We start from the raw sequence: 25,652 nt of genomic DNA on the forward strand, positions 1-25,652 counted from the left end.
GCTACCTCGCGATCTCGATATTGCTCGTAACCGGGTCGGCCCTGGGATCGTCGACCACACTGCACGCGTCGAGATCGACGACGAAGGCGCCGTACATGACGTACTCGCCGGTGCCGTAGCCGCGGCCAAGCAGCAAGGTCGCCCATTCCGTACACATCCAGTCGCGGACAAAGGATGCGATCTGGTCACGTTCGCTGGTACCGTCGATCCGGTTCATCACGCCCCCGGCAACCAGCCGGTCAAGAAATCGTTGCTCGGTCAGCCGCTGTGCGAGCGCATCAGCGTCGACGCGCGTGCCATCGTGGAGCGTCGCGCTGTCGAGCCAGGAAAATCCCTCGTCGTTACCACCGTCATAGCGACAATAGAGCCGCTGCACGCCGAGCTCACGCAGTGCCGGTACGGTTATCGCGATCATCCGCTGGCGGGTGAACACCTCGCGGGCAGCCCACGCCTCCGCGGCGGTTTTGACTGCCGGCGTCACCTGCGCGGTTGGCAGTCGCCGGCCCCACAAGCGATCCCAAAGGCTCGGCCGCGTGATCGCCGGCGTGACCGGTCCGGGCACCGGCGGCTCGGGCGGAATGTCGAGTGTGAAATGGACCGGCTCCCGCGCTCCGCCGAATTCGGGCGGCGGCAGGTAAACGAACTGATTTGCGCGCGGCGACGGCGGATCGGACTCGTCGTCGGGCCACTCGATTTCAGTTTGATCAAAGACAAACGGCATTTTGCACTCCACTGCTTGGCGGCACCAACCAACGAGACGCTCTCCCCGTCCTGCTGGCGGCTCACGGCCCGCACAATCGCGCCCGGACTATCGTATCGGGATCGGTACGGATTTGTGACCCGCCGCGGCCGGCAGTGGTGAGATGCGGACATTCGGCCTATAGAAGCGCCATGTCCAATCATGAATATGATGCCGTTATCATCGGCGCGGGGCACAACGGCCTCACTTGTGCGGCCTATCTCGCAATAGCCGGATTGAAGGTCAGGATCGTCGAGCGCCGCAAGGTGGTCGGCGGCGCCGCCGTCACCGAAGAGTTTTGTCCGGGCTTCCGCAATTCGGTCGCCGCCTACACGGTGAGCCTGCTCAACCCGCAGATCATCGCAGACCTGAAACTTGCCGATCACGGCCTTGAGATCGTCGAGCGCCGCGCACAGAACTTCCTTCCCGCGCCCGACGGGAGCTATCTCTTGACCGGCGAAGGCCGCACCCAGCAGTCGGTCGCAAAGCTCAGCCAGCGGGACGCGGCCACCATCGGCGAGTTCTCAAGGGAACTCGAAGCCATCGCCGACGTGCTGCGGCAATTCGTGCTGCGCGCGCCGCCGAACCTCGTCGAGGGCTTTGGTATCGGCGCAATCAGCGAAGCCTTCAACGCACTTGGCTCCGCCAACATCCTGCGGCGGTTGTCGCTCGAGCAGCAGCGCAATCTGCTCGATCTGTTCACGCGCTCGGCCGGCGAGATGCTCGACGAGCGTTTCGAAAACGATCTCGTCAAGGCGCTGTTCGGCTTCGACGCCATCGTCGGCAACTATGCGAGCCCCTACGCGGCCGGCTCGGCCTATGTGATGCTGCATCATGCGTTCGGCGAGGTGAACGGCAAGAAGGGTGTCTGGGGCCACGCGATCGGCGGCATGGGCGCGATCACCCAGGCGATGGCGCGTGCTGCGCGCAGCCATGGCGTCGAGATCGAAACCGATGCGCCCGTCCGCGAGGTGATCGTCGAGAAGGATCGCGCCACTGGCATCATCCTCGACAATGGCGCGACGGTCCGCGCCAAATATGTCGTCTCCAACGTCAACCCGAAGCTGCTCTACACGCGCCTGGTGCCGGCGGGCGCATTGGCGGACGAATTCCGCACGCGCATCTCGCGATGGCAGAACGGGTCCGGCACGTTCAGGATGAACGTGGCGCTGAGCGCCCTGCCCTCGTTCACCGCGCGGCCGGGCCCCGGCGATCATCTCACCGCGGGCATCATCATCGCGCCAAGCCTCGGCTATATGGATCGCGCCTGGCACGATGCGCGCGACTTCGGCTGGAGCCGCGCGCCCGTGGTCGAGGTGCTGATCCCCTCGACGCTCGACGATAGCCTGAGCCCGCCGGGCCAGCATGTCGCGAGCCTGTTCTGCCAGCACGTCGCGCCGCAACTGCCCGGCGGCAAATCGTGGGACGACCATCGCGACGAGGTCGCCGATCTGATGATCGCAACCGTTGACGGCTATGCGCCCGGCTTTGCGGGCTCCGTGATCGGCCGCCAGATCCTGTCGCCGCTCGATCTCGAGCGGCAGTTCGGCCTCCTCGGCGGCGACATCTTCCACGGTGCGCTGACACTGAACCAGTTATTCTCGGCGCGCCCCATGCTCGGCTATGCCGATTACCGCGGACCGCTCCGCGGTCTCTACCATTGCGGCTCCGGCGCCCATCCCGGCGGCGGCGTCACCGGTGCGCCCGGCCACAACGCCGCGCGGGCCGTCCTGGCCGACCATCGCGCGCTGTTCGCCTGACGCGGACCGCGCATCAGGCACCAGGATCAGGGCGCGGCAAGCTGTGGACAGGTCTGTTGAGAAACTGTGGGTCGACCGTGGTCAGACCTGGTGTCGCATCATGGGAAAAGCCGGTGAACATCCCAGTGGTCCGGCTGTGGAGCAGAGGCCGACAACCCGGGGACAACGCGCTTGATCGCTGGTTGACAAGCTGCGCGGAGCTCTGTGGACAACCAGTCAAAAAGAAAACACCGGGCGTCGTTGCCCGGTGCCTGCTTGAGAACGCAGTCGGCGAAATTACTTGAGGGAGCCGGCGATCGTGCTGAACGTCCCACTCAGATTCGTGCCGACGCCGTTCACCGCGGCGATGATGGCGATGGCGATGCCGGTCGCGATCAGTCCGTATTCGATTGCGGTTGCGCCGGATTCATCCCGCAAAAACCTAACGAAAAAAGCCTTCATTGCAGCCCTGCCCTTGGTTGTGATGCCTTGGAACGAAGGGAATTCCCCAGTTCCGCCTCCGTACTAGTACGGCGGTATCTAAGGTTGTCTGAATCGGGAACCTCTCAATTCTCGCGAAATTCGATTGAATCCGGGTTGGAATTTTAACAAAAATCGCGCTAACGGCCTCCGATGACCCCCTCCACGCACCGCGCCAGCGTCACCCTCACAGACGAAACGACCGCAAAACGCGTGGTCGACGCGCTTTCCGAGCTGTTCTTCGAGGATCAGGCGGCTTTTGCGGCCTTCGAGCGGCCGGACGGCCGCTGGGACGTCACCGTCCATTTTGCCGAGCCGCCCGACCAGGCCTTGCTGCGCGAGCTGATCGGCCAGGTAGTGCGGCAGGATGTCGCATCGACTTTGGTATTTGACACCATCGAGGCCAAGGATTGGGTCAAAGCGAGCCTGGAGGACCTGGTCCCGGTCGCGGCCGGCCGCTTTGTCGTCCACGGCCAGCATGACCGGCACAGGATCCCCCCGAACAAGCTCGGAATCGAGATCGAGGCGGCGCTCGCCTTCGGCACCGGCCATCACGGCACCACGCGCGGCTGCCTCTTGCTGCTCGACCACGTCCTGAAGGCGTATCAGCCCCGCCGAGTGCTCGATCTCGGCACCGGGACCGGCGTGCTGGGGATTGCCGCCGCCAAGGCGCTGCATGGCAAGGTGCTGGCGAGCGACATCGACCCGCCCTCGGTGCGGGTCGCCGAGGAAAACGCCTGGCTCAACGGCGCAGGACATCTGGTGGACGTGATCCGGGCCACCGGCTTTGCCGCGCCGCGCTTTGCCGCGGACGGGCCGTTCGATCTGGTGCTCGCCAACATCCTCGCCAATCCGCTGCGCCAGTTGGCAGGACCGATGGCCCGTCACCTCGCATCGTCCGCGCAGGTCATCCTCTCGGGCCTGCTGACGCATCAGGCGCCGGCGGTGATTGCCGCCTATCGTGCCCGCGGGCTGGTGCCGTTACGGCACCTGAAAATCGAGGGCTGGAGCAGCCTGCTGCTGCGCTCGGTCAGCTGAAATGACCGCCGCTGGCAGACAGTGCGGCGACTGCACGCTCTGCTGCAAGGTGATGGCGATCGAGGAACTGGCGAAGCCGGCCAGCGCATGGTGTCCGCATTGCGCGCCCGGGCGCGGCTGCCGCATCTATTCAAACAGGCCAACGGAATGCCGCTCGTTCAGCTGCGTCTGGCTGGTCAACGAGCTGCTGGAAGAGCACTGGAAGCCCTCGCGATCGAAGCTTGTGCTCACCACGTCCGAAGACGGTCTCGAGGTCCGCTGCGATCCGGGCTTCCCCGACGCCTGGCGCAGGGAGCCGTTTCGGGGCGAGCTCAGGGAATGGGCGATATCCGGCGAGACGCTCGACATGACCGTCGTCGTCATCGTCGGCCAGCGCATGACGCTGCTGACGCCGGAGCGCGAATTCGACCTCGGTATCGTCGGCCCCGATGAGCGGATCGTGCGCGAGCTCGACGGCACAAGAGTCGTCAACGCGACCGTGACGAAGGCCTCCGACCTCGAACAGTAAGTGCGAATTGCGGGCGGTTACTTAGGCGCGACGGAATCACGGCCGGCCGTCTCGACCTTGTCCTGAGCGGCAGCGCGCCGCGCACGCGCCTCGACGAAGCGATCGAGCATCTGGACGATGACGCCACGCGGCTTCTGCTCGATCGGCGCGATCGGGCCGGGGGGCACCGGCGGCGAGATCTTCTCAAACGTGAATGCAGGCATCGTGCATCTCCTCACCGTTGAGTTGAGACACTCCTGGACACTCCCCGCACGCTTGACCGACGACGGTGGACATCGTCGGGTCATTTCCACTATGCCACGATTCAAGCATAAGTTATGCCAAAAATATGGTCAGCTTGACTGCGCTTGCGCGGAGGTCATGCTCGACCGGAAGAGAGTGCGAAGCCGATGTTCGAAGCCCATTTCCAGACGTTCGAAGAGCCCGAAGGCGGCGTCGCGCTGGCCGCCCGCTTAAGCGCGCTGCGCGAGGAACTGGCGCGGCGCAAGCTGACCGGGTTTGTGGTTCCGCGCGCCGACCAGCAGCAGAATGAATATGTTGCCGCATCCGAGGAGCGGCTTGCCTGGCTGACCGGGTTCACCGGATCGGCCGGGCTCGCAATCGTGCTGGGCCGGGAAGCCGCCCTGTTCGTCGACGGGCGCTACACGCTGCAAGCCGCCAAGCAGGTCGACGCCAAGGCCTGGCAGGTCGAGCCGCTGGTCGAGCCACCGCCGGAGCACTGGCTGACCCGGCACCTCGCGGCCGGCGACCGCCTAGGATTTGACCCCTGGCTGCACACTTCTGCGGCAGCCGAACGGCTGGCGGCGGCCTGCGCCAAGGCGGGTGCCGAGCTGGTCGCCGTCGACGGCAACCCGGTCGACGCGATCTGGCACGAGCGGCCGGCACCGCCGCTCGGCCCGGTCACGATCCACGGCGCGCAGTTTTCTGGCGAGATCGAAGCCGAAAAGCTGAAGCGGATCCGGCTCGAGATCAACAAGCTTGGCGTCGATGCGCTGGTGCTGTCGGACAGCCACGCGGTGGCCTGGACCTTCAACATCCGCGGCGCCGACGTCTCGCACACGCCGCTGCCGCTGTCCTACGCGCTGGTGCCGAAGGACGGCCGGCCGCTGGTGTTCATCGATCACCGCAAGCTGTCCAACTCCGCGCGCGACCATCTCGAGCAATCCGCCGATGTCGAGGAACCGGCGGCGCTGACCGCGAAGCTCACCGAGCTCGGCAAGCGCGGCGCCTCGATTGCGCTGGATAGCGCGACCGCGGCGGATGCCCTCAGCCGCCTGATCGCGGGCGCCGGCGGCAAGCCGGTGCGCGGCAACGATCCGGTCAGCCTGCTGAAGGCGGTCAAGAACCTCACCGAGATCGAGGGCACCCGCACCGCGCATCAACGCGACGCGGTGGCGCTGACGCGCTTCCTCGCCTGGATCGACCGCGAGGCGCCCTCAGGCCACCTCACCGAGATCGACACCGTCGAGGCGCTGGAGACGTTCCGCCGCCAGACCGGCGCGCTGAAAGACGTCTCGTTCCCGACCATCGCCGGCACCGGGCCGAACGGCGCCATCGTGCATTATCGCGTGACGCGCAAGAGCAACCGCCGCATCGGCCCCGGCGATCTGCTGCTGATCGATTCCGGCGCGCAGTATGAAGACGGTACCACCGACGTCACCCGCACCATCGCGATCGGCATGCCGACCGAAGAGATGCGCGACCGCTTCACCCGCGTGCTTCGCGGCCATATCGGTATCGCCCGCGCGATCTTCCCGGACGGCACCACCGGCGCGCAGCTCGACAGCTTCGCGCGGCAGTATCTCTGGCAGGCCGGGATCGATTTCGAGCACGGCACCGGCCACGGCGTCGGCAGCTATCTCAGCGTCCATGAAGGGCCGGCGCGGATCTCCAAGCTCGGCACCACGCCGCTGAAGCGCGGCATGATCCTGTCCAACGAGCCCGGCTACTACAAGACCGACGCCTACGGCATAAGGATCGAGAACCTCGAACTCGTGATCGGCACCGACATTGTCGGCGCCGAGAAGCCGGTCAACGCATTCGAGACGCTGACGCTGGCGCCGATCGATCGTCGCCTGATCGAGGTGGGCATGCTGAGCGCGGACGAGCTGAGCTGGCTCAACGACTACCATGCCCGTGTCGCGCGCACCGTGCGCCCGCATCTCGACGACAACGCCACCAAGCTGTGGCTCGACGAGGCGACGGCGGCGCTGAAGTAGGCGGCCGCCCTGGCATCCACACATTCGATGTCGTCCCGGCGAAGGCCGGGACCCATAGCCACCGCTGTCTGCCGTTGCATGACGCCGGGGCCACAGCGCGGTTCAACAATGCGCGCCTGTGGTTATGGGTCCCGGCCTTCGCCGGGACGACAGCGGAATGCGCGGCCGACGACAGTGTGTTTGTTGCGCGAGACGAAATTTCGTCACGCCTCGCCCGAAATCGCATGGGCTTATGCCGAAACACCCGTATTCCGCGCGAACGGGCGCGCTACAGTCTTTCCACAATGCTGGATCGGACCTGAATGCACGGCGTGATGGGCAAGCCGCCCGGCGCGGCAAAAGACAACATCGCGACATCGAAGGTCATGCTGCTGATGCTCGTCGTGATGACGGGCGTCGCGCCGATCTCGCTCTACATGCTGGTTCCGGCGCTGCCGGTGCTGGCAACCGACTTCGGCCGCGACATTTCCATCGCGCAGATGACCGTGTCGCTCTACATGGTCGGCATTGCGCTGTCGCAGCTGATCATGGGACCGCTGTCCGACAAGTTCGGCCGCCGCCCGGTGCTGCTCGCGGGGCTCGGCCTGATGGTGGTGGCCGGCATCGGCTCTGACTTCGCAGAGACCCTGCCGCAACTGATCGCGGCGCGCTTCTTCCAGGCGCTCGGCGGCGCCAGCGGCATGGTGATCAGCCGCGCCATCATCCGCGATCTCTATCCGCGCGAGCGGGTCGGCGCCATGATCAGCCTCGTGGTCGCCGCGCTGATGATCGCGCAGATGGTGAGCCCGCTGACCGGCGGTCTGCTGGAGACCGCGTTCGGCTGGCGCGCGATCCTCTATCTCATCACCGCGGCGTCGCTGATCACCACGATCTTCATCGCGCTGGCGCTGCCCGAAACCCGCCGCGACCGCACCGACAGCTCCAGCTTCCGCGGCGACCTCGGCAAGCTGATCCGAAGCCGCGCCTTCGTCGGCTATCTCTTGTGCCAGGTGCTGGCGTCGCAGATCATCTTCGCCTTCGCCGGCGGCGGCCCCTACATCGTGGTGACCCAGATGGGCCGCAGTAGCGCCGAATATGGCGCGTGGTTCGCGATGACGGGGTTCGGCTACTTCATCGGCAATCTCTTGTGCGTGCGCTTCGCGCCGCGGCACTCGCTGGAGCGGCTGATCTGGTTCGGCCTCGCGCTGCAGCTCGGCGGCAGCCTGCTCAACCTGATCTGGAGCTTTGCCGGGCTGAACCAGGCGCCGCTCTGGCTGTTCGGCACCCAGATGATCGTGATGGTCGCCAATGCCTTCGTGATGGCCAATTCGGCCGCCGGCGCCATCAGCATCCGCCCCGAAGCCGCCGGCACCGCCTCGGGCGCGATGGGCTTCCTACAGCAGGGCATCGGCTCGCTGATCTCACAATTCGGCGCCTATCTCGGCGGCCATTCGACCACCACATTGCCGCTGACATCGGCGATCTTCGCAATCTCGATCGCCTGCGCCTGCACCATGATCTTTGTGGTGCCGCGGCGGAACGTGGTGGTGAGCGAAGAGCTGATCACGCAGGCCGAGGAGGATGAGCAGGGGATGATGTGACTTGCTTCGTCATTCCGGGGCGATGCGAAGCATCGAACCCGGAATCTCGAGATTCCGGGTCTGGTCCTTCGGACCATCCCGGAATGACAAGCTCATTACTCTCCGATCAGCTTCAACCACTCGTCTTCGGTCAGCACCTGGACGCCGTGCTTCTGCGCTTCGGCAAGCTTCGAGCCGGCGCCCGGCCCCGCGACGACATAGTCGGTCTTCTTCGACACCGAACCCGCGGCCTTGGCCCCTAACCGCTCGGCGGTCGCCTTGGCCTCGTCGCGCGTCATCTTCTCGAGCGAACCGGTGAACACCACGGTTTTGCCGGCCACCACTGAATTGCTCTTCGGCTTCTCGGCGTCGACGATCTCGTCGAGCTCCGTGGTCAGCCGCTCGACGATGCCGCGGTTATGGCTCTCGCCGAAATAGTCCGCGATGCTCTTGATCACGGTATCGCCGATCTGGTCGAGCGCGTCCATCTCGGCGATGGCATCCTCGTCGCCCTTGGCGACCTTCAGGCAGGCCTCGTGGAATGCCTCCCACGAGCCGTAGCCGCGCGCCAGCGCCAACGCCGTGGTCTCGCCGACATGGCGCATGCCGAGCGCATAGATGAAGCGCTCCAGCCCGATCCTGCGGCGGCTGTCGATCGCGGCGAACAGATTGCGCACCGAGGTTTCGCCATAGCCTTCGATGTCCTCGAGCTTCAGCTTCGCGTTGCGCTTCGGCAGCGTGAAGATGTCGGCGGGCTCCTTGACCCACCCCTCGTCGAAGAAATATTGCAGCTGCTTCACGCCGAGGCCGTCGATGTCGAACGCGCGTCGCGACACGAACAGGATCAGGTGCTCGATCTTCTGGAACGGACAGGCGAACTCGCCGCTGCAGCGTAGCCGCGAGCCCTCCTCGCCGGTCGCGGTCTCCTCGCGGACCACGTCGGTGTGCAGCGGGCACGGGCACTTCTTCGGGAAATGGAATTCCTTGGCGCTCTTCGGCCGCTTATCGATCACGACGTCGACGACCTGCGGGATCACGTCGCCGGCGCGCTGGATCACGACGGTGTCGCCGATCCTGATGTCGCGCCCCTCGCGCAGCACCTCGCCCTTGTTGCCGATGCCCTTGATGTAGTCCTCGTTGTGCAGCGTGACGTTCTGCACGATCACGCCGCCGACGCCGACCGGCTCGAGCTTGCCGACCGGGGTGAACGAGCCGGTGCGCCCGACCTGGATCTCGATGTCGCGCAGCACGGTCATGGCGCGCTCGGCCGGGAATTTGTGCGCGATCGCCCAGCGCGGCGTGCGCGACACGAAGCCGAGCCGTTCCTGCCAGTCGATGCGGTCGACCTTGTAGACGACGCCGTCGATGTCGTAGTCGAGCTCGGCGCGCTGCTCCTCGATCTTGCGATGGAAGGCAATCAGCTCCTCGACCGAGTGGCACAATTTGGTCAGCGGATTGGTCTTGAAGCCGCAGCGCTCGAACCAGTGGATCATGCCGGTCTGGGTCTCCTCCGGCATCGCACTCATCTGGCCCCAGGCATAGGCAAAGAAGCCGAGCGGCCGCGAGGCGGTGATACCGGGATCCTTCTGCCGCAGCGAGCCGGCCGCCGAATTGCGCGGATTGGCGAAGATGGTGTCGCCCGCGGCCTTCTGCCGCTCATTGAGCGCCAGGAACGCCTTCTTGGTCATGTAGACCTCGCCGCGCACCTCGCAGATCTCGGGCACGTTGCGGCCCTTGAGCTTCTGAGGCACGTCCTCGAGCGTGCGAATGTTGGCGGTGACGTCCTCGCCCTCGGCGCCATCGCCGCGCGTCGCCGCGGTGACGAGCTCGCCGCCCTCGTAGCGCAGCGACATCGAGAGCCCGTCGATCTTCGGCTCGGCGGAGAAATCGATCTTGTCGTCCGGCAGCTTGAGAAAGCGCGTGATGCGTCCAACGAAGTCGATCACGTCGGCTTCCGCAAACGCGTTGTCGAGCGACAGCATCGGCAGCGAATGGCGGACCTTTTTGAAGCGCCCGGACGGCGCGGCGCCGACCTTCTGCGAAGGCGATTCCGCGGTGACGAATTCGGGGAAGCGCTTCTCGATCCCGTTGTAGCGCTGCCGCAGCGCATCGTACTCGGCATCGGTGACGCTGGGCGCGTCGTCCTGGTAGTAGCGCTTGTCGTGGCCCTCGAGCTCGAGCGCAAGGCGCATCAACTCGACCTTGGCCTGGGCCTTGGTGAGCTTGTCGACGTCAGGAAGTGATTTCTCTTTTGCTGCTTTGGCCATGCAAGGAGCGCGCTATAGTTCTCCGTCATTCCGGGGCGGTCCGTCAGGACCGAACCCGGAATCTCGAGATTCCGGCTTCGATGCTTCGCATCGCCTCGGAATGACGATGTAGGGAATGAGGCTCATGTCGTACTACGTCTACATTCTAGCAAGTCGACGAGACGGAGCAATCTATGTTGGGATCACCAACGATCTCGTGCGTCGGGTCTACGAACATCGAATGAAGGCCGTCCCAAGCTTTACATCCAAATACAACATCACGCAGCTCGTTTGGTTCGAAATCTACGACGATCCGATCTCCGCGATCTCTCGGGAGAAGGAGCTAAAGAAGTGGAAGAGAGGCTGGAAGACCCAGTTAATCGAGGCGACCAACCCGGAATGGAATGACTTGTATGAGTCGATCTGCGTCTGAGGTCGTCATTCCGGGATGGTCCGAAGACCAGACCCGGAATCTCGAGATTCCGGGTTCGATGCTTCGCATCGCCCCGGAATGACAATGAGAGATTAACTCGCCGCCCTGAGCAGGCGTTCCGCGGCGGCCCTCGCCTCGGCGGTGATCTCGGCACCGGCCAGCATGCGCGCGATCTCCTCGCGGCGATGGTCGGCGGCGAGCGCGTTGACGCGGGTGGCGACCCGCTTGCCCTTGTCGAGCGCGTCCTTGGAGATCAGGAGATGCTGGCTGGCGCGGGCCGCGACCTGCGGCGCATGCGTCACCGCCATCACCTGCACCTTGCCGGCGAGGCGCGCCAGCCGCGAACCAATGGCGTCCGCCACCGCGCCGCCGACACCGGTGTCGATTTCGTCGAACACCAAAGTCGGCGCCGAACCGCGATCGGCCAGCACGACCTTCAGCGCCAGCAGGAAGCGCGACAGCTCGCCGCCGGAGGCGACCTTCATCATCGGCCCCGGCTTGGTGCCCGGATTGGTCTGCACCCAGAATTCGACACGGTCGATACCCTCTGGCCCCGGCGCGGCGGCATTGGCCTCGACCTGGGTCATGAATTTCGCGCGCTCGAGCTTGAGCGGCGCGAGCTCGGCATTGACCGCCTTGTTGAGCTTCTCGGCCGCCTTGCTGCGCGCCGCCGACAGTTTTGCGGCGGCAGCCGCATAGCGTTGGTCGGCTTCGGCGGCGGCCGCTTCCAGCTTCTTGAGCTGGTCGGCGCCGGCATCGATCAGCGCGACGTCGCCAGCGTATTGCGTCGCCAGCGCGGCCAGCAAATCCACCGGCGTCGAATATTTGCGCGAGGCGGCGCGCAGCGCGAACAGCCGCTCCTCGATGCGCTCGAGCTCGGCCGGATCGAAATCGGTCGCCGCCAGAGCGGCGTTGAGATGCTGGTCGGCCTCTTCCAGCGCGTTGATTGCAATGTCGATCGCTTTCACTGCCGGTTCGATCAGCGCCGGCGCATTGGCGGCGCGCCGCTCCAGCCGGCGTACCGCGGCCGACAGCGCCGACACCGGTGAATGCGAGCCGCCGATTGCCTCCTGCGCCTCGCGCAGATCGGTCGCGACCTTCTCGCCCTGCATCATGGTGGTGCGGCGGTTGGCAAGCTCGGTCTCCTCGCCATCCTTCGGCGCCAGCGTCTTCAATTCCTGCGAGGCATGGCGCAGATAGTCGGCCTCGCGCGCGGCACGCTCCATGCCGGCGCGATGCTCGTCGAGCGCGGTGCCGGCGGTCCGCCTGATGTCCCATAGCGTTTCCAGCGCGGCGACGTCCTTCTCGTGGCCGGCGAAGGCGTCGAGCAACTGGCGGTGGGTGGAGGCGTCGACCAGCGCGCGCTCGTCGTGCTGACCGTGGATTTCAACCAGAACGGCGCCGACCGCCTTCAGGGTCTGCACGCTGATCGCCTGATCGTTGATGAAGGCACGGGTGCGGCCGTCGGCGAGCTGCACGCGGCGCAGGATCATCTCGCAGCCTTGTTCAGAACTCGTGTCGTCGAGGCCGTTTTCGGCGAGGATCCTGGCCGCCGGATGTCCCTTGGGGACATCGAACATCGCGGTGACCTGCCCCTGCTCGGCGCCATGGCGCACGAGACCGGCATCGCCGCGGCCGCCGAGCGCCAGCGCAAAGGCATCGAGCAGGATCGATTTGCCGGCGCCGGTTTCGCCGGTCAGCACCGCCAGGCCACGGGAAAATTCGATATCAAGCCGTTCGATCAGGACGATGTCACGGATCGACAGACGGGCCAGCATGCGAGGACAATTCCTAGCCGAGACCTATCTTCTTGAAGGTCCTGCTGATCCAGGATCCCTGATTCTCGCTCGGCTCGAGACCGCCGGACTTTACTAGATTATACGCGTCCTTGTACCAGCGGCTGTCCGGAAAATTGTGGCCGAGCACTGCGGCTGCGGTCTGCGCCTCGCCGACGATGCCGATCGCCATATAGGCCTCGGTGAGCCGGTAGAGCGCCTCTTCGACGTGGCGCGTGGTCTGGTACTGGGTGACGACGGTCTTGAAGCGGTTGATCGCGGCGGTGAAGTCGCGCTTCTCGATGTAGTAGCGCCCGACCGCCATTTCCTTGCCGGCGAGCTGGTCGCGCGCCGCCTGAATCTTGTTCTTGGCCTGGGTCGCATATTCCGAGGTCGGATATTTGCGCACCACCTCTTCGAGCGCCGCGATCGCCTTCTCGGTACGGCCCTGGTCACGCGAGATGTCCGGGATCTGATCGAAATGCGATGCTGCGATCAGGTACTGGGCGTAGGCAGCGTCCGGGCTGCCGGGATGCAGCGTGACGTAGCGGGTCGCAGAGCCGATGCAGCTGTCGTAGTCGCCGGCCTGGTAATACGAATAGGCCGACATCAGGAGCGACTTGCGCGCCCAGTCCGAATACGGATGCTGACGGTCGACTTCCTCGAACTTCTTCGAGGCGGCCTTCAGGTCCTTCTTCTCGTTCATCATGTACAAGCCCTCATTGTAGAGCTTGTCCGCGGGCTCATCGACGAACGTATCGTCCTTGGACATGAACTTGTCCCACAGCGCGCCGGTGCCGCAGCCTGAGAGCGGCAGTGCCAGCACGATCAGGCCCGCCGCAAAACGCAGCGTGCGCGCGGCCTTGGTCAGGCCGGAGACGTCAGAAGAGGAGCGTGGTTCGAGCGCCATACGCATTGCCGACATGAATTGTAAAACCTGACGCCTTTGATGCGGTTAACGGCGACCCCACTCCACCCATGAACCGCGGTCATGGATGCAATATCTCTCGTGCCGTTGGCGCCGTATCAGGCAACCGCGGGCCTGTTTAACCGAAAAATGACCGTCGACCAACCGAATAGGGAGCCAATCCGCCGGGAATAAGGCGACCCGGCGAAGCGCACAGCCTGCTGTGGTTACTACGGAAATTAGGGCTGACCGCCTTGGCGATCAGGACTTGGGCGATCAGGACACGTCCGGACCGTAGGCCGGGGCGACGAGGCCGCCCACGGTGCCCGCACCGGCTTCGACATGGCCGCGGACCGGCCTCCGGGCCGTCTCCGATTCGACCACGCGCCAGGCGCTACGGTCGGCCAGCAGCGCCTTCAGCACCGCATTGTTGAGCTTGTGACCGCCCCGGACCGAACGGTAGCTGCCGAGCAGCGGCAGGCCGGCCAGCGCGAGATCGCCGATCACGTCGAGCACCTTGTGACGGGCGCACTCGTTGGCGTAGCGCAGGCCCTCGACATTGAGCAGGCGGGCTTCGTCGAACACCACGGTGTTGTCGAACGAGGCGCCGAGCGCGAAGCCTGCGCCCCACAGCCGCGCCACGTCATTCATGCAGCCGAAGGTGCGGGCCCGCGCGACGTCGCGGCGGAAGCCTTCGGGCGAAAGATCGAAGGAATAGGTCTGGTGGCCGATCACCTTGTTGGCGAAGTCGATCTCGACCTCGGCGCGGAACCCGCCGGCGAACGGGCGCAGCTCGCCCATCGCATCGCCGATCTTGACCTGCACCGGCTTCAGCACCTGGATGAAACGGCGGACGGCGGGCTGGGTCACAATGCCGGCCTGGTCGATGGCCGCGACGAACGCCGCTGCGCTGCCGTCCATGATCGGCACTTCAGATCCGTCGATTTCGATGGTGGCGTTGTCGACGCCCATGCCGCGTAGCGCTGCGAGAACATGCTCCGCGGTCGAAACCAGCGGTCCTTCGCGGTCACCCAGCACCGTCGCGAACTCGGTTGCGATCACCGCGTCGGCGGTGGCGGTGACTTCGCGGTCAGCACCATCGAGACCGGTGCGGACAAAAATAAAACCCGCATCAACAGGTGCAGGTCCCAGCGTGAGACTAACAGGAAGACCGGAATGAACGCCTACGCCAGTCACGGTGGCTTGCGACCGAAGCGTTGTTTGACGGCTGAACTTCATTCGATAATGCCCACTACCCGACTTCGCTCAATTCAAGTGGCCAAACTTCCCCAAGGCCGACTCGCTTGAGCTCCCCAAGTCACGGCAGACCATAGTGATTTCCTAAACCGCGCCAACTCACGCTTCTTTACCGATTGTTACCCCATCTCTGCCGCATTCACGCCCAAGGTTAACCAAATTGCGGCAGCGAAAACGGCCCTCGGCGCGTGGCCATCTGACCACCGAAACAATAATTAATCATTTAAAATCAGTTGCTTGTTTGCAGAGCGCAATCACCTACCCGCCAAAAGGAGAAGGCCCCGGCGGTTCCCCCGCCGAGGCCTTCTTCATCGCCAAGGTTGTAACAAACTTCAGTTTGCCTGCCGGCGCAGGAAGGCCGGGATATCAAGATGGTCGTCGCCCTGTGGCGCCGGGGCAACAGGGGCTTGACGGCCATGCGCGTCCAATCCCTGCGGGGCCGGGCGCTTTGCATATTCCGATACCGGCTGCTCGTTCGCCGAGATCTGCTGGGCGACGCTGCGGGCCGGCTTGCGCTCGGGCAGCGGAGGCATCGTCGGCATCGCAGGACCCGAGGCACGGGCCGCGATCGGCGGCTCGGTCTCTTCGTCGCGGCGGCCGAGGCCGACATTGGCGAGCCGTTGCAGCAGCGACAGCCGGGTCTTCTGCGGGTGTTCCGCCTCACCATCGCCGCTGGCCTGGCGAATCTCGGCCTGCGCCGGCATCGGCAGATCCTCGAACTTCGGCATCCGCGGAGCACGGACCGGCGACCGCTCCGCGGCCTGCGGGATGAAGGTCTCGGGCGGCATCGGCTCGTGCTGCTCGGCCCGGGCTGCTTCGTGATCCGGGAACAAGGTCGGCTTCTGGGCGATCGGCCGCACCGTGACGTCACCGTAAGAGGCCGGCTGCATCGGCGCCTGGGCGGCCGATGCGCTGTCCGGGGCAACCGCGGCGGCGATCGCCGCGAGCGCGGCGCGCTCGACCGCCGGACGCTGCTGGGGCGCCGCGGCCTGGGCGGCAATCGGAGCGACCGTCACGCCGGTCGGCGGCTCCAGCTTCTGGGCACGCTCGGCCATGCGCTGGTTGTCGGCACGCAGGCGAGCGGTCAGGTCGGCCAGCCGGCTCTCCGGCGAACCGCCCGGCTGCTGCGCGGGAGCCTGGGCACGGGAAGCGATCGCGGCCTGCTCGATGCCGGTTGCGACCACCGAGACGCGAATGATGCCGTCGAGCGATTCGTCGAAGGTGGCGCCGACGATGATGTTGGCGTCGGCATCGACCTCCTCGCGGATGCGGGTTGCGGCTTCGTCGACCTCGAACAGGGTGAGATCCTTGCCGCCCGTGATCGAGATCAACAGGCCGCGGGCGCCCTTCATCGAGCTATCGTCGATCAGCGGGTTGGCGATCGCAGCTTCGGCGGCGGTCAGCGCGCGCTTCTCGCCGGTTGCCTCGCCGGTGCCCATCATCGCCTTGCCCATCTCACGCATCACCGCGCGGACGTCGGCGAAGTCGAGGTTGATCAGGCCTTCCTTGACCATCAGGTCGGTGATGCAGGCGACGCCCGAATACAGCACCTGGTCGGCCATCGCGAACGCGTCGGCGAAGGTGGTCTTCTCGTTGGCGACCCGGAACAGGTTCTGGTTCGGGATGATCAGGAGGGTGTCGACCACCTTGTGGAGCTCGGAAATACCGTGCTCGGCGGTGCGCATCCGGCGCTGCCCCTCGAAGTGGAACGGCTTCGTCACCACACCGACGGTGAGGATCCCCATCTCGCGCGCGGCCTTGGCGATCACGGGCGCGGCGCCCGTGCCGGTGCCGCCGCCCATGCCGGCGGTGACGAACACCATGTTGGCGCCGGTGAGATGATCGCGAAGCTCGTCCATGACTTCCTGCGCGGCCGCGGCACCGACGTCGGGCTGCGAACCGGCGCCGAGGCCCTGGGTGACCTGGGTGCCCATCTGGATGATGCGCTGCGCCTTCGACATCGTCAGCGCCTGTGCGTCGGTGTTGGCGACGACGAAGTCGACGCCCTGCAACCCGGCGGTGATCATGTTGTTGACGGCATTACCACCCGCGCCGCCGACGCCGAAGACGGTGATCCGCGGTTTCAGCTCGCTGATGTCAGGGGGTGTCAGATTGAGTGCCATGGTTGCCTCTCTCGATTATGCGCGCGTTGGTTCGTCCCGGCCGCTGGCCGCAGGAGCTGGTGAAAATGCAATGAGCCGGGGTGCGGTCATCAGAAGCCCTCGCGAAGCCATCGTCCGACCTTTCCGAAGTAACCGTCTGTCCCTGTCCTGAGCTGCCGCGTGCGCCGCGGTTCGACATGTTCAAGATGAGCGTATTGCGGATAGACCAGGAGGCCCGTCGGCACCGAGAACGAGGCGCCCTTCGCCTCGTTCGGCAGCCGGCCGAAGCCGAGCGGGCGGCCGATGCGGACCTGGCGGTTCAGGATACGGGTGGCGAGCTCGACGGTCCCAGTCAGCTGCGACGCACCGCCGCTGAGCACGACGCGCGCCCTCGGCTCTGCCGCAAAGGGGGAATCCGCGAGCCGGTCACGGACCATTTCGAAAATCTCCTCGGCGCGATGCCGGACAATGTTCGCAATCGTGGCGCGAGATACGATTTGCGGGGTCTCCCGATCATCGCCTGCAGTGGGAACGGACATCAGCTCGCGCGAGTCCGAACCGCCGGTCAGCACCGTGCCGTATAAAGTCTTGATTCGCTCGGCATCCGCAATGCACGCGCCGATGCCGCGCGCAAGATCCATCGTGATGTGTTGCCCGCCGAGCGCAAACCCGGATGCGTGCACGAGGCGGCCGCCGGAATAGGTCGCGATCGTCGTCGAGCCCGCGCCCATCTCGACGACGGCGGCGCCGAGGTCGGCTTCGTCATCGGTCAGCACCGACAGGCCCGCGACATAGGGGCTCGACGCCATGGCTTCGACGTTGAGATGGCAGCGCTCGACCACCAGCATCAGGTTCTTGGCAACCGTCGCGTCCGACGTCACCACGTTCATGTCGACGCCGAACTGGCGCGCCACCATGCCCCTGGGATCGCGGATGCCCTTGACGCCATCGAGCGCGTAGCCGACCGGCAGCGCGTGCAGCACGGTACGGCCGGCGCCGGCGGCGTGACGCATGCCGGCCGAGGTGACGCGGCTGATGTCGTCCGCAGTCACCGAGCCGCCGCGGATATCGGCCGCGGCTTCGACCAGCTGGCCATGCTGCCTGCCGCCGGAGACCGACAGCAGGACGGACTCGACCCGGACCTTGGCCATGCGCTCGGCCAGCGCGACGGCATGGCGCACCGCCTTCTCGCATTCGGCGAGATCGACGACGGAGCCGGCCTTGACGCCGCGCGACTGGATCTGGCTGTAGCCGATCAGTTCGACCGCATGGGTGCGGCCGCGCAGCGCCTCGTTCGGCGGCGACGGCTTGAGCCGCGCGATCATGCAGGCGATCTTGCTGGAGCCGACGTCGAGCGAAGCCACCATCGCGGTGCGCTTCTGCATCGGGCGGGTCTTCGGGGTCAGGTTGCGATCGAGGCCGGTCATGCGGAGTCACCCGGCTTCTTCTTGGACTTCTTGTCCTTGAACAGCTCGTCGCGCGCCTTGCCGGCTTCCTCGGACAATTGCACGATCAGCCGATCGGGCAGCCGCATGTCGACGGCGACAATGTCGCGCGAGAACAGCTTCTCGTCCTTGTCGAGCTTGGAGAGCGCGGCGAGCGCGTTGCCGACATCGTTCTCCGGCAGGCGGACATCGAGGCCGTCCTTGAGGCGCAGGTTCCAGCGCCGCTCACCGACGAAGATCGCGGCCTTGGTCACCGAACGCACCTGCGGATAACGGTCGAGCAGCGCCAGGAAGTCCTGGGCGCGCGTATCAGCCCCCTTGCCCACCACCAGCGGCAGATTGAGGAAGCGGCGCGTGACGTAAGGCTCGAGCACCGCGCCGTCGGAGGCGATCACCGACAGGCGGCCGTTCTGTTGCCACAACGCGAAGGCGGTGCGCTCGACGATGTCGATCTGCAGCCGGCCCGGATAGAGCTTGAGGATCGTGGCATCCGCGATCCAGGGATTGGCCTTCAGCTTGGCGCGCACGGTATCGGCATCGAGGAACAGCAGCGAGGAGCGGCCATTGACGCCGCCGATCGCGAGCACCTCGTCCTGGCTCAGCTGCTTGCGGCCGTTGATGCCGACGGTGGTGATGCGGAAGCCTGCGGAATTGGCCAGCGCGTTGCGGGTGTCGCTGAGCGCGGTGGTGAACTCCTCGACATGGCCGCCCCGGACGATGCCGAAGCCCAGGCTGCCGAACAGGATCGCGAGCGTCGCGACCAGGCCGATGCGGCGCGGCAGATAGCGTTCGACCATCTGGATGTAGCGGTTCGGCGGCTCGCGATCGATCATCTGCGGCCGCCTGGCGGGACGCCGTCGGCGGCGAGCGAGATGGGCGCCGATATACTCGCGCAGCAGCACCGCCGCTCCAATAGCGGCTGCTCTCAGGTCAGCTTGAGGCCCCAGCGATCGCAGCGATCGAGTGAGGCGTCCTGCACCATCCATTGCACGAGCTCGTCACATGTTGTGCCCGCAAACCCTGCGGGTCCCGGCACAAATCACGTCTCGGCTAGACCGGTGGGATTAGAGTGGCCCCCTGTTCCCTGGTTGCGATCCTCGAAGCGGTAATCCGCGACAGCTCACGCCCCGGCAGCCAAGCGCTACATGCGCCGCCAGCGTTAACCTTCGGGCTTCCTGGTAAACAAACGGTAAATGAGTTCGGCCTGAAGTGTATTTTGATCAACGCTTTGAGTACTTTGCCGCGAACCCGTTAGCATTTTAGCAACAGCGCCGGGTTCCATCCGGCCGAGTCGGGCGGGTTCCGCGCTCAGGCGGCCTTAACGCCCGGCGCGGCGGTGGCCGAGCTCGATCTGGTCGTTGAGGAAGTCGGCAAAGGCGATGCCCTGTGCTTTCAAGGCCTTAGGGTACAGTGATGCTGCTGTGAGCCCGGGCAGCGTGTTGGTTTCGAGGTAGACCGGGCCATTGGCCGACACGATGAAATCGCTGCGCGAGTAGCCGGTGCAGGATAATGCGCGGTGCGCCCGCAACGCATGGTCCATGATCGCGGCGCTGACCTCGGGCGCGAAGCGGCCGGGACAGATCTCCTGAGTCGACTTCAAAAGGTATTTGGCTGTGTAGTCGAATCCGCCCTCCGCCGGCACGATCTCGATCGGCGGCAGCGCGAACACGCTGCCGTCGGATTGCTCGAGCACGCCGCAGGTCGCCTCCACGCCCGATACGAACGGCTCGATCAGATAGTCTTCATGCTTCGCGGCATTGCGGACGGCGATGAGGTCCTGCTTGGCGTTGACGAAGATCAGCCCGTAGCTCGATCCGTCCTTGGCGGGCTTTGCGATCAGCTTGCCGTACTTTGCGAAGGCGTCGTCGATCTGTTCGACGCTGATGCCCTGCGGCGCGTTGATGCCGGCGATCACTGCGAAGCGCTTCGCCGACGGCTTGTCGAAGGCCAGATGCGACGACGCCGAGCCGGAGCCGGTGAAAGCAACGCCGCGCATCTCGCACATCGCCTGCAATTCGCCATTCTCGGCGCGGCCGCCGTGCAGACCGAGCACGAGCACGCGCTGCTCGGCGCCTGCCTTGTCGAGCGCCTGGTCGAGCGCGATACCGGGACTATCAGGCTTGAAGTCGACCTCGAACGGCCGCGCGTGACCGAGCAGCTGTTCGGACGTCACCGCATGCACGGTGTCGTCGACGTCCCAGAACCAGAGCTCCGCGCCGGGCAACGCGCGGTGCAGCGCCTGCGCGCTCGCCACCGAAACCAACCGCTCCTTGTTGGTGCCGCCGAACAGAATGGTCACCTGCATCAGCTGTTCCCGATCCGCTTGATTTCCCAGTGCAGCTCAATTCCGCTGGTCTGCTTCACCCTTTCACGCACCGTCTCACCGAGGCTCTCGATGTCATGGCCGGTGGCGTTGCCGGTGTTGATCAGGAAATTGCAGTGCATCTCCGAGACCTGCGCGCCGCCGACCTTGAGGCCGCGGCAGCCTGCGGCGTCGATCAGCTTCCAGGCGCTGTTGCCGGGCGGATTCTTGAAGGTCGAGCCGCCGGTCTTTTCGCGGATCGGCTGCGCGGTCTCGCGATGAGTCTGCACCTCATTCATGCGCGCGCGGATCGCATCCGCATCGGTGATCCTGCCGCGGAAGCGCGCCGAGGTGAAGATAACGGACGGATCGACGCCGCTGTTGCGATAGACGAACTTCATGTCGGCATTGCCGAACGTGTGCTTGGTGCCGTCGCGGCCGATGCCGGTCGCCTCCACCAGCACATCCTTGGTCTCGCCGCCGTTGGCGCCGGCATTCATGCGCAGCGCGCCGCCGACCGTACCGGGGATGCCGAAGAAGAATTCCATGCCGCCAATGTTTGCAGCCGCTGCCGTCTCGGCGACGCGCTTGTCGAGCGCCGCGGCGCCGGCGGTGACGACATCACCGGCTGTGCTGGTCTCGCCGAACGCACGCGGCGCCAGCCGGATCACGACACCCGGCATGCCGCCGTCGCGCACGATCAGATTGGAGCCGACGCCGACGACATAGACCGGCAGCTCCTGCGGCAGCCGCTTCAGGAAGTAAGCAAGATCGTCTTCATCCGCCGGTGTGAACAGCACCTGCGCCGGGCCGCCGACGCGAAACCAGGTCAGCTCGGCCAGCGACTGGTTGGCCAGCAGCCGCCCGCGCAGCTCCGGCATCGCGGCTTTCAGATCGGACGTGATGTCGGGGAAGGTCATGGCGTGGCGATCGATGCACGAGCAGGATTGAGAGCGTGTCGCACTGCATTTTGCGCCGGCGCCCGGGGCTTACCCCTCTCCCCAGCCCTCCCCCGCAAGGGAGGAGGGAGCCCGACCGGTGTGCTCACCTCACTTGGCATAACAACCGCGTTCTGACTCGCTGCACGAGTCAGGAAGGCACCGGCGGATGGGTTCCCTCCCCCCTTGCGGGGGAGGGTTAGGGAGAGGGGTGAGCCGCACGGGCGCTGTTCGTGAAGGGCGACGAACATCATCACCCCAGCGCCTTCAATTCGCCGGGCAGTGCGTAGGCCCACTGCGTGATGTTGCCGGCGCCGAGACAGACGACGAGGTCGCCGGACTTGGCAAGGCCGTGAACGATCCTGGCGAGCTCAGCCGCGTTCGGCAATGGGACCACGTTGCGATGGCCGTGGGCGCGCAGGCCGGCGGCGAAATGATCGCGGTCGATGCCTGCGATCGGCGTCTCGCCGGCCGGATAGACCTCGGCAACCACGACCGCATCGGCGTCGTTGAAGCAGGTGCAGAATTCCTCGAACAAGGATTGCAGGCGGGTGTAGCGATGCGGCTGCACCACGGCGACGATCTTGCCGTTGGTGGATTCCCGCGCCGCCTTCAGCACGGCTGCGATCTCGACCGGATGATGGCCGTAGTCGTCGATCACGGTGATGCCATTGGTCTCGCCGGTTTTGGTGAAGCGCCGCTTGACGCCGCCGAAGCCGGCCATCGCCTGGCGGATGACGTCGTCGGATACGCCGAGCTGATGCGCGACCGCGATCGCCGCCGTCGCGTTCGACGCGTTATGGCGTCCCGGCATCGGCAGCATGATGTCGGCGATCTCGTGCGTCGCGCCTGTCTTGCGATCGCGGAGCGCGACCTTGAATTTCGAGCCGCCGCCCATCGGCGTCAGGTCCAGGAGCTGCGCATCGGCCTGCGGGTTCTGCCCGTAGGTGATGATGCGGCGGTCTTCGATCTTGCCGACCAGGCTCTGCACCACGGGGTGATCGGTGCACATCACCGCAAAGCCGTAGAACGGAACGTTCTCGACGAAATTGCGGAACGCATCCTGGATCGCCTCGAAGGTCTTGAAGTGATCGAGATGCTCGGGATCGATGTTGGTGACGATGACGACGTCGGACGGCAGCTTGAGGAAGGTGCCGTCGCTCTCGTCGGCCTCGACCACCATCCAGTCGCCGGCGCCCAGCCGCGCATTGGAGCCGTAGGCATTGATGATGCCGCCATTGATGACGGTCGGATCGAGCCCGCCGGCGTCGAGCAATGTCGCCACCATCGTGGTCGTGGTGGTCTTGCCATGGGTGCCGGCGATCGCGACGCAGCTCTTCAGCCGCATCAATTCCGCCAGCATCTCGGCGCGCCGCACCACCGGAATGCGCCGCGCGCGCGCCGCCATCAATTCGGGATTGTCGCGCTTGATCGCGGTCGAGACCACGACGACATCGGCGCCGTCGACATTCTCGGCGGTGTGACCGACCGAGATTCTTGCACCCTTCTTGCGCAACCGATCGAGATTGTAATTATCCGACGCGTCGGAGCCTTGCACGGTGTAACCGAGATTGATCAGCACCTCGGCGATGCCGCTCATGCCGATGCCGCCGATCCCGACGAAGTGAATGGGTCCGATCTCGCGCGGCAGTCTCATGATCCGGTTCCTGATATCGTCATCCGCCCTGCGCGAACTGCGCTGCGGGGCGGCTGATTTAGCTTCGCTATGCGCCCCACATCGCTGGCGCAGACCACTGGATGCCCCGCTTTTCCCCTGCGTGACAAGGGCTTTTTCCACTCCGCGGCCGTGGAAATGTCGCTGTTGTCAGCTAGCGGCCGGTGCTGGTGATCTGACGTCACGGATATCTCCATGTCGGCCCCGGGGGCTACGCCGCTCCCGATCGCGCAGCGCGCGCGGCAATCTCGTCCTGCATCTCGATCACGCGAAGATAATTGCGCAGCCGGTTGGTCTCGAGCGCGCGCAGCAGCTTGTTCTGGTGATAGGGCAGCACGAGCTCGGCGAGCTGTGCGCTCCAGGCCGCATTCATCTCGAACAGCACCCCTAAGCCGAACACGGCGGGAATTTCGGCGAAGCCGAACTCCCTGCCCTGCGCCAGCTCCTCCGCCAGGAAGTCATCGATCGCGGTCATCACGCCGTTGCGCGCGCCACCGGCAACATTCGCGAATGCGGCAAGGCCCGCGCCGCGAAATCCATGACCTTCGACCAGCGCCGGACGATCCAGCGTGGCGCCGGCCTGGTAACTGTGCGGATGGCAGTACGCGGCAGGAATCTGGCCCGGCGCGTAATACATGTCGCGCCGCCCGCAGGGCCAGCCGACATCATGGAGAAACGCCAGCACGGGTTTGCCGGCGCGGCGGCTGATCGCCTCGATCTGCCGCAGCTCGTGATAGACCGTGTACCAGTTGTGGTCGCCGTCGACGATCCAGGCGTCGGCGGCATCCAGTTTGCCGAACGCATCGAGGCTGGTCTTCGCGACGTGACGCACATCCGGATTGGCATTGACCCAATCGAGGAATTCGCGCTTCGGCGCCGGATCGACGCTGGTGAGCTGACCGCCGCGGGCCCGGCAGTGATCGGCAAGCAGCGCCGACATGCCGCCATATTCAGCGCCGATCTCGACGACATCGCGCGCATCCGCGAGGCGCAGCGCTTCGAGGATCAGATCCGAGAATTCCGAGACGGAGTGGATCAAAAGACCCGTCATCATCAAGTCTCCCCCGGCCTGCTGCCGGATTGGCGCATCAAATCCCGGCCACCTTGGCCACCAGATCGGCCAGCCGCTCGGCGGCATCGAGCCGCCCGACGCTGCGGGCGGCTTCCGCCATCGCGGTCAATTTTTGGGGCTCGACGGCGTAGGCGGAGATCTCGGCGGCGAGCCGTTCCGGCGTGAAGTCGCTCTGCGCGATGCGCAGCGCGCCGCCCGCCTGCGACAGCACGCCGGCATTGGCGAACTGGTCCTGGTCGATCGCGCCCGGCAGCGGCACCAGGATCGAGGGCCGGCCGATCGCGGCAAGCTCGGCGACGGTGCCGGCGCCGGAGCGCGAGATCACGAGCTGGCTCGAGGCGAGGCGCGCCGGCAGGTCCGGGAAGAACGGTGCGAGCTCGGCATTGATCTTGAGCCGGTCGTAGACCGCGCGCACCCGGTCCATGTCCTCTTCGCGCACCTGCTGGGTGATGATCAGTCGGCTCCACAGCGCGGGATCGAGCTGCTCGATCGCGGGCGGCACGATGTCGCTCATCACCCGCGCGCCCTGGCTGCCGCCGACGACGAGCAGGCGCAGCGGTCCGTTCACCTCGGGCGCCGCGTACTTCACCGCAGCCGCCGCAAGGATGGCGGGGCGCATCGGCGTGCCGACGGTGGTGGCCTTGCCGGCGAGCGCGGGATCGCGATCGAGCACGCCGGGCAGCGAGGTCGCGATCGCGTTGACCCGGCCGGAGAGGAAGCGGTTGGCGCGGCCGAGCACCGCATTGGCATCGTGGATGATCCCGGGAACGCCGAGCATCCGCGCTGCCACCAGCGGCGGCAAGGTCGGGTAGCCGCCGAAACCGACCACCGCCGCAGGCTTCAGCCGGCGCACCACATTGGCGGCGACCAGCGTGCCGTAGCCGAGCATCAGCACGGTCCGCGCCAGCGAGATCGGGTTGCGGCTGCGCACGGTCGCGCTCGGCACCAGCTCGATGCTCTCTCTGCCGAACAGGCCGGAGTAGCGCAACGCGCGGCCGTCGGTCGCAAGCCGCACCCGCAGGCCGCGCCTGATCAATTCCACGGCGAGCGCTTCGGCCGGGAACAGATGGCCGCCGGTGCCGCCGGCCGCCAGCAGAATCAGGGGCGGGTTGTCCATGGTCGCCTTTTACATCGTCATTGCGAGCGAAGCGAAGCAATCCATAGCGCCGCGAAACGGATGGATGGATTGCTTCGTCGCTTCGCTCCTCGCAATGACAA

General features: G+C 65.7%; 21 protein-coding genes and 1 pseudogene. 6 read left to right on the forward strand and 16 right to left on the reverse strand.

Annotated features, from left to right (window positions below; all coding sequences use genetic code 11):
* Nucleotide 1 precedes the first annotated feature (1 nt).
* A complete protein-coding gene (locus tag FBZ93_RS28720; RefSeq protein ID WP_146990612.1) occupies nt 2-721 on the reverse strand; it encodes a hypothetical protein in 720 nt (239 codons plus the stop codon).
* Between the two features lie 170 nt (nt 722-891).
* Here FBZ93_RS28720 and FBZ93_RS28725 point away from each other — a divergent pair, with 170 nt between their 5' ends.
* Entirely contained in the window at nt 892-2,499 is a 1,608-nt protein-coding gene (locus FBZ93_RS28725; RefSeq protein WP_146990614.1) for a phytoene desaturase family protein, read from the forward strand.
* A 276-nt stretch (nt 2,500-2,775) separates the two neighbouring features.
* Here the strand turns inward: FBZ93_RS28725 and FBZ93_RS28730 are convergent, their stop codons facing one another.
* Nucleotides 2,776-2,940 carry a Flp family type IVb pilin gene (locus FBZ93_RS28730; RefSeq protein ID WP_146990615.1) on the reverse strand — a complete coding sequence of 55 codons (165 nt, stop codon included), beginning with the start codon at nt 2,938-2,940 and terminating at the stop codon, nt 2,776-2,778.
* A 171-nt stretch (nt 2,941-3,111) separates the two neighbouring features.
* Here FBZ93_RS28730 and FBZ93_RS28735 point away from each other — a divergent pair, with 171 nt between their 5' ends.
* Together FBZ93_RS28735 and FBZ93_RS28740 are read left to right on the forward strand one after the other, a co-directional pair.
* Nucleotides 3,112-3,996, forward strand: a complete 885-nt coding sequence (locus tag FBZ93_RS28735) for a 50S ribosomal protein L11 methyltransferase (RefSeq protein ID WP_146990617.1) — start codon at nt 3,112-3,114, stop codon at nt 3,994-3,996.
* Nucleotide 3,997: 1 nt separating this feature from the next.
* Nucleotides 3,998-4,504 carry a hypothetical protein gene (locus FBZ93_RS28740; protein ID WP_146990619.1) on the forward strand — a complete coding sequence of 169 codons (507 nt, stop codon included), beginning with the start codon at nt 3,998-4,000 and terminating at the stop codon, nt 4,502-4,504.
* A gap of 17 nt (nt 4,505-4,521) precedes the next feature.
* On the opposite strand, the gene FBZ93_RS28745 is transcribed toward FBZ93_RS28740, so the two are convergent.
* Nucleotides 4,522-4,707: a hypothetical protein gene (locus tag FBZ93_RS28745; RefSeq protein WP_146990621.1), complete on the reverse strand. Its 186-nt coding sequence runs from the start codon at nt 4,705-4,707 to the stop codon at nt 4,522-4,524.
* A 186-nt stretch (nt 4,708-4,893) separates the two neighbouring features.
* On the opposite strand from FBZ93_RS28745, the gene FBZ93_RS28750 reads away from it, so the two are divergent.
* Together FBZ93_RS28750 and FBZ93_RS28755 are read left to right on the forward strand one after the other, a co-directional pair.
* Nucleotides 4,894-6,723: an aminopeptidase P family protein gene (locus FBZ93_RS28750; RefSeq protein WP_146990622.1), complete on the forward strand. Its 1,830-nt coding sequence runs from the start codon at nt 4,894-4,896 to the stop codon at nt 6,721-6,723.
* 302 nt (nt 6,724-7,025) lie between these two features.
* On the forward strand, nt 7,026-8,303 hold the full coding sequence (locus FBZ93_RS28755) for a multidrug effflux MFS transporter (protein WP_146990624.1): 1,278 nt from the start codon (nt 7,026-7,028) through the stop codon (nt 8,301-8,303).
* Between the two features lie 95 nt (nt 8,304-8,398).
* Here FBZ93_RS28755 and ligA read toward each other — a convergent pair whose 3' ends face one another.
* Nucleotides 8,399-10,549, reverse strand: coding sequence for an NAD-dependent DNA ligase LigA (gene ligA / locus FBZ93_RS28760; protein ID WP_146990626.1), 2,151 nt, complete (start codon nt 10,547-10,549; stop codon nt 8,399-8,401).
* 124 nt (nt 10,550-10,673) lie between these two features.
* Between ligA and FBZ93_RS28765 the strand changes: the two genes are divergently transcribed.
* Nucleotides 10,674-10,961, forward strand: a complete 288-nt coding sequence (locus FBZ93_RS28765; RefSeq protein WP_146990627.1) for a GIY-YIG nuclease family protein — start codon at nt 10,674-10,676, stop codon at nt 10,959-10,961.
* Between the two features lie 92 nt (nt 10,962-11,053).
* On the opposite strand, the gene recN is transcribed toward FBZ93_RS28765, so the two are convergent.
* The 12 genes and pseudogenes from recN to murG all read right to left on the reverse strand — a co-directional run bounded on the left by recN (nt 11,054) and on the right by murG (nt 25,551).
* A complete protein-coding gene (recN, locus tag FBZ93_RS28770) occupies nt 11,054-12,739 on the reverse strand; it encodes a DNA repair protein RecN (protein ID WP_146990629.1) in 1,686 nt (561 codons plus the stop codon).
* Nucleotides 12,740-12,752: 13 nt separating this feature from the next.
* The gene (locus FBZ93_RS28775; protein ID WP_050628362.1) at nt 12,753-13,661 is read right to left on the reverse strand and encodes an outer membrane protein assembly factor BamD; all 909 of its coding nucleotides are present in this window, start codon (nt 13,659-13,661) and stop codon (nt 12,753-12,755) included.
* A gap of 258 nt (nt 13,662-13,919) precedes the next feature.
* Nucleotides 13,920-14,882 (reverse strand): UDP-3-O-acyl-N-acetylglucosamine deacetylase, encoded by a 963-nt coding sequence (gene lpxC / locus FBZ93_RS28780; protein ID WP_146990630.1) that lies wholly within the window; start codon nt 14,880-14,882, stop codon nt 13,920-13,922.
* 350 nt (nt 14,883-15,232) lie between these two features.
* Nucleotides 15,233-17,023: a cell division protein FtsZ gene (gene ftsZ, locus FBZ93_RS28785; protein WP_146990632.1), complete on the reverse strand. Its 1,791-nt coding sequence runs from the start codon at nt 17,021-17,023 to the stop codon at nt 15,233-15,235.
* An 89-nt stretch (nt 17,024-17,112) separates the two neighbouring features.
* The gene (gene ftsA / locus FBZ93_RS28790) at nt 17,113-18,429 is read right to left on the reverse strand and encodes a cell division protein FtsA (protein WP_074131536.1); all 1,317 of its coding nucleotides are present in this window, start codon (nt 18,427-18,429) and stop codon (nt 17,113-17,115) included.
* Nucleotides 18,426-19,433: a cell division protein FtsQ/DivIB gene (locus tag FBZ93_RS28795; protein WP_146990634.1), complete on the reverse strand. Its 1,008-nt coding sequence runs from the start codon at nt 19,431-19,433 to the stop codon at nt 18,426-18,428. Before FBZ93_RS28795 ends, ftsA begins: the two co-directional genes overlap by 4 nt.
* A pseudogene (locus FBZ93_RS41430) lies at nt 19,373-19,694 on the reverse strand (D-alanine--D-alanine ligase); the annotation flags it as partial. The pseudogene FBZ93_RS41430 and the gene FBZ93_RS28795, both read right to left, overlap by 61 nt.
* Nucleotides 19,695-19,765: 71 nt before the next feature.
* A complete protein-coding gene (locus FBZ93_RS28805) occupies nt 19,766-20,752 on the reverse strand; it encodes a D-alanine--D-alanine ligase family protein (protein ID WP_146990636.1) in 987 nt (328 codons plus the stop codon).
* Complete coding sequence (gene murB / locus FBZ93_RS28810) at nt 20,752-21,669, reverse strand: UDP-N-acetylmuramate dehydrogenase (protein WP_146990637.1); 918 nt, start codon at nt 21,667-21,669, stop codon at nt 20,752-20,754. Before murB ends, FBZ93_RS28805 begins: the two co-directional genes overlap by 1 nt.
* Before the next feature lie 271 nt (nt 21,670-21,940).
* Nucleotides 21,941-23,344 carry a UDP-N-acetylmuramate--L-alanine ligase gene (gene murC, locus FBZ93_RS28820; protein ID WP_146990639.1) on the reverse strand — a complete coding sequence of 468 codons (1,404 nt, stop codon included), beginning with the start codon at nt 23,342-23,344 and terminating at the stop codon, nt 21,941-21,943.
* Nucleotides 23,345-23,573: 229 nt separating this feature from the next.
* Nucleotides 23,574-24,413 carry a class I SAM-dependent methyltransferase gene (locus FBZ93_RS28825; protein WP_146990641.1) on the reverse strand — a complete coding sequence of 280 codons (840 nt, stop codon included), beginning with the start codon at nt 24,411-24,413 and terminating at the stop codon, nt 23,574-23,576.
* A gap of 37 nt (nt 24,414-24,450) precedes the next feature.
* Nucleotides 24,451-25,551, reverse strand: coding sequence for an undecaprenyldiphospho-muramoylpentapeptide beta-N-acetylglucosaminyltransferase (gene murG, locus FBZ93_RS28830; protein WP_146990643.1), 1,101 nt, complete (start codon nt 25,549-25,551; stop codon nt 24,451-24,453).
* Nucleotides 25,552-25,652 lie beyond the last annotated feature (101 nt).

Source organism: Bradyrhizobium macuxiense, assembly GCF_007993935.1.
GTDB classification, from domain to species: domain Bacteria; phylum Pseudomonadota; class Alphaproteobacteria; order Rhizobiales; family Xanthobacteraceae; genus Bradyrhizobium; species Bradyrhizobium macuxiense_A.

Coding starts and splice junctions, on each gene's coding strand:
- FBZ93_RS28720 (WP_146990612.1), bottom strand. CDS start 721: ATGCCGTTTGTCTTTGATCAAACTGAAATCGAGTGGCCCGACGACGAG.
- FBZ93_RS28725 (WP_146990614.1), top strand. CDS start 892: ATGTCCAATCATGAATATGATGCCGTTATCATCGGCGCGGGGCACAAC.
- FBZ93_RS28730 (WP_146990615.1), bottom strand. CDS start 2,940: ATGAAGGCTTTTTTCGTTAGGTTTTTGCGGGATGAATCCGGCGCAACC.
- FBZ93_RS28735 (WP_146990617.1), top strand. CDS start 3,112: ATGACCCCCTCCACGCACCGCGCCAGCGTCACCCTCACAGACGAAACG.
- FBZ93_RS28740 (WP_146990619.1), top strand. CDS start 3,998: ATGACCGCCGCTGGCAGACAGTGCGGCGACTGCACGCTCTGCTGCAAG.
- FBZ93_RS28745 (WP_146990621.1), bottom strand. CDS start 4,707: ATGCCTGCATTCACGTTTGAGAAGATCTCGCCGCCGGTGCCCCCCGGC.
- FBZ93_RS28750 (WP_146990622.1), top strand. CDS start 4,894: ATGTTCGAAGCCCATTTCCAGACGTTCGAAGAGCCCGAAGGCGGCGTC.
- FBZ93_RS28755 (WP_146990624.1), top strand. CDS start 7,026: ATGCACGGCGTGATGGGCAAGCCGCCCGGCGCGGCAAAAGACAACATC.
- ligA (WP_146990626.1), bottom strand. CDS start 10,549: ATGGCCAAAGCAGCAAAAGAGAAATCACTTCCTGACGTCGACAAGCTC.
- FBZ93_RS28765 (WP_146990627.1), top strand. CDS start 10,674: ATGTCGTACTACGTCTACATTCTAGCAAGTCGACGAGACGGAGCAATC.
- recN (WP_146990629.1), bottom strand. CDS start 12,739: ATGCTGGCCCGTCTGTCGATCCGTGACATCGTCCTGATCGAACGGCTT.
- FBZ93_RS28775 (WP_050628362.1), bottom strand. CDS start 13,661: ATGTCGGCAATGCGTATGGCGCTCGAACCACGCTCCTCTTCTGACGTC.
- lpxC (WP_146990630.1), bottom strand. CDS start 14,882: ATGAAGTTCAGCCGTCAAACAACGCTTCGGTCGCAAGCCACCGTGACT.
- ftsZ (WP_146990632.1), bottom strand. CDS start 17,023: ATGGCACTCAATCTGACACCCCCTGACATCAGCGAGCTGAAACCGCGG.
- ftsA (WP_074131536.1), bottom strand. CDS start 18,429: ATGACCGGCCTCGATCGCAACCTGACCCCGAAGACCCGCCCGATGCAG.
- FBZ93_RS28795 (WP_146990634.1), bottom strand. CDS start 19,433: ATGGATGGTGCAGGACGCCTCACTCGATCGCTGCGATCGCTGGGGCCT.
- FBZ93_RS28805 (WP_146990636.1), bottom strand. CDS start 20,752: ATGCAGGTGACCATTCTGTTCGGCGGCACCAACAAGGAGCGGTTGGTT.
- murB (WP_146990637.1), bottom strand. CDS start 21,669: ATGACCTTCCCCGACATCACGTCCGATCTGAAAGCCGCGATGCCGGAG.
- murC (WP_146990639.1), bottom strand. CDS start 23,344: ATGAGACTGCCGCGCGAGATCGGACCCATTCACTTCGTCGGGATCGGC.
- FBZ93_RS28825 (WP_146990641.1), bottom strand. CDS start 24,413: ATGACGGGTCTTTTGATCCACTCCGTCTCGGAATTCTCGGATCTGATC.
- murG (WP_146990643.1), bottom strand. CDS start 25,551: ATGGACAACCCGCCCCTGATTCTGCTGGCGGCCGGCGGCACCGGCGGC.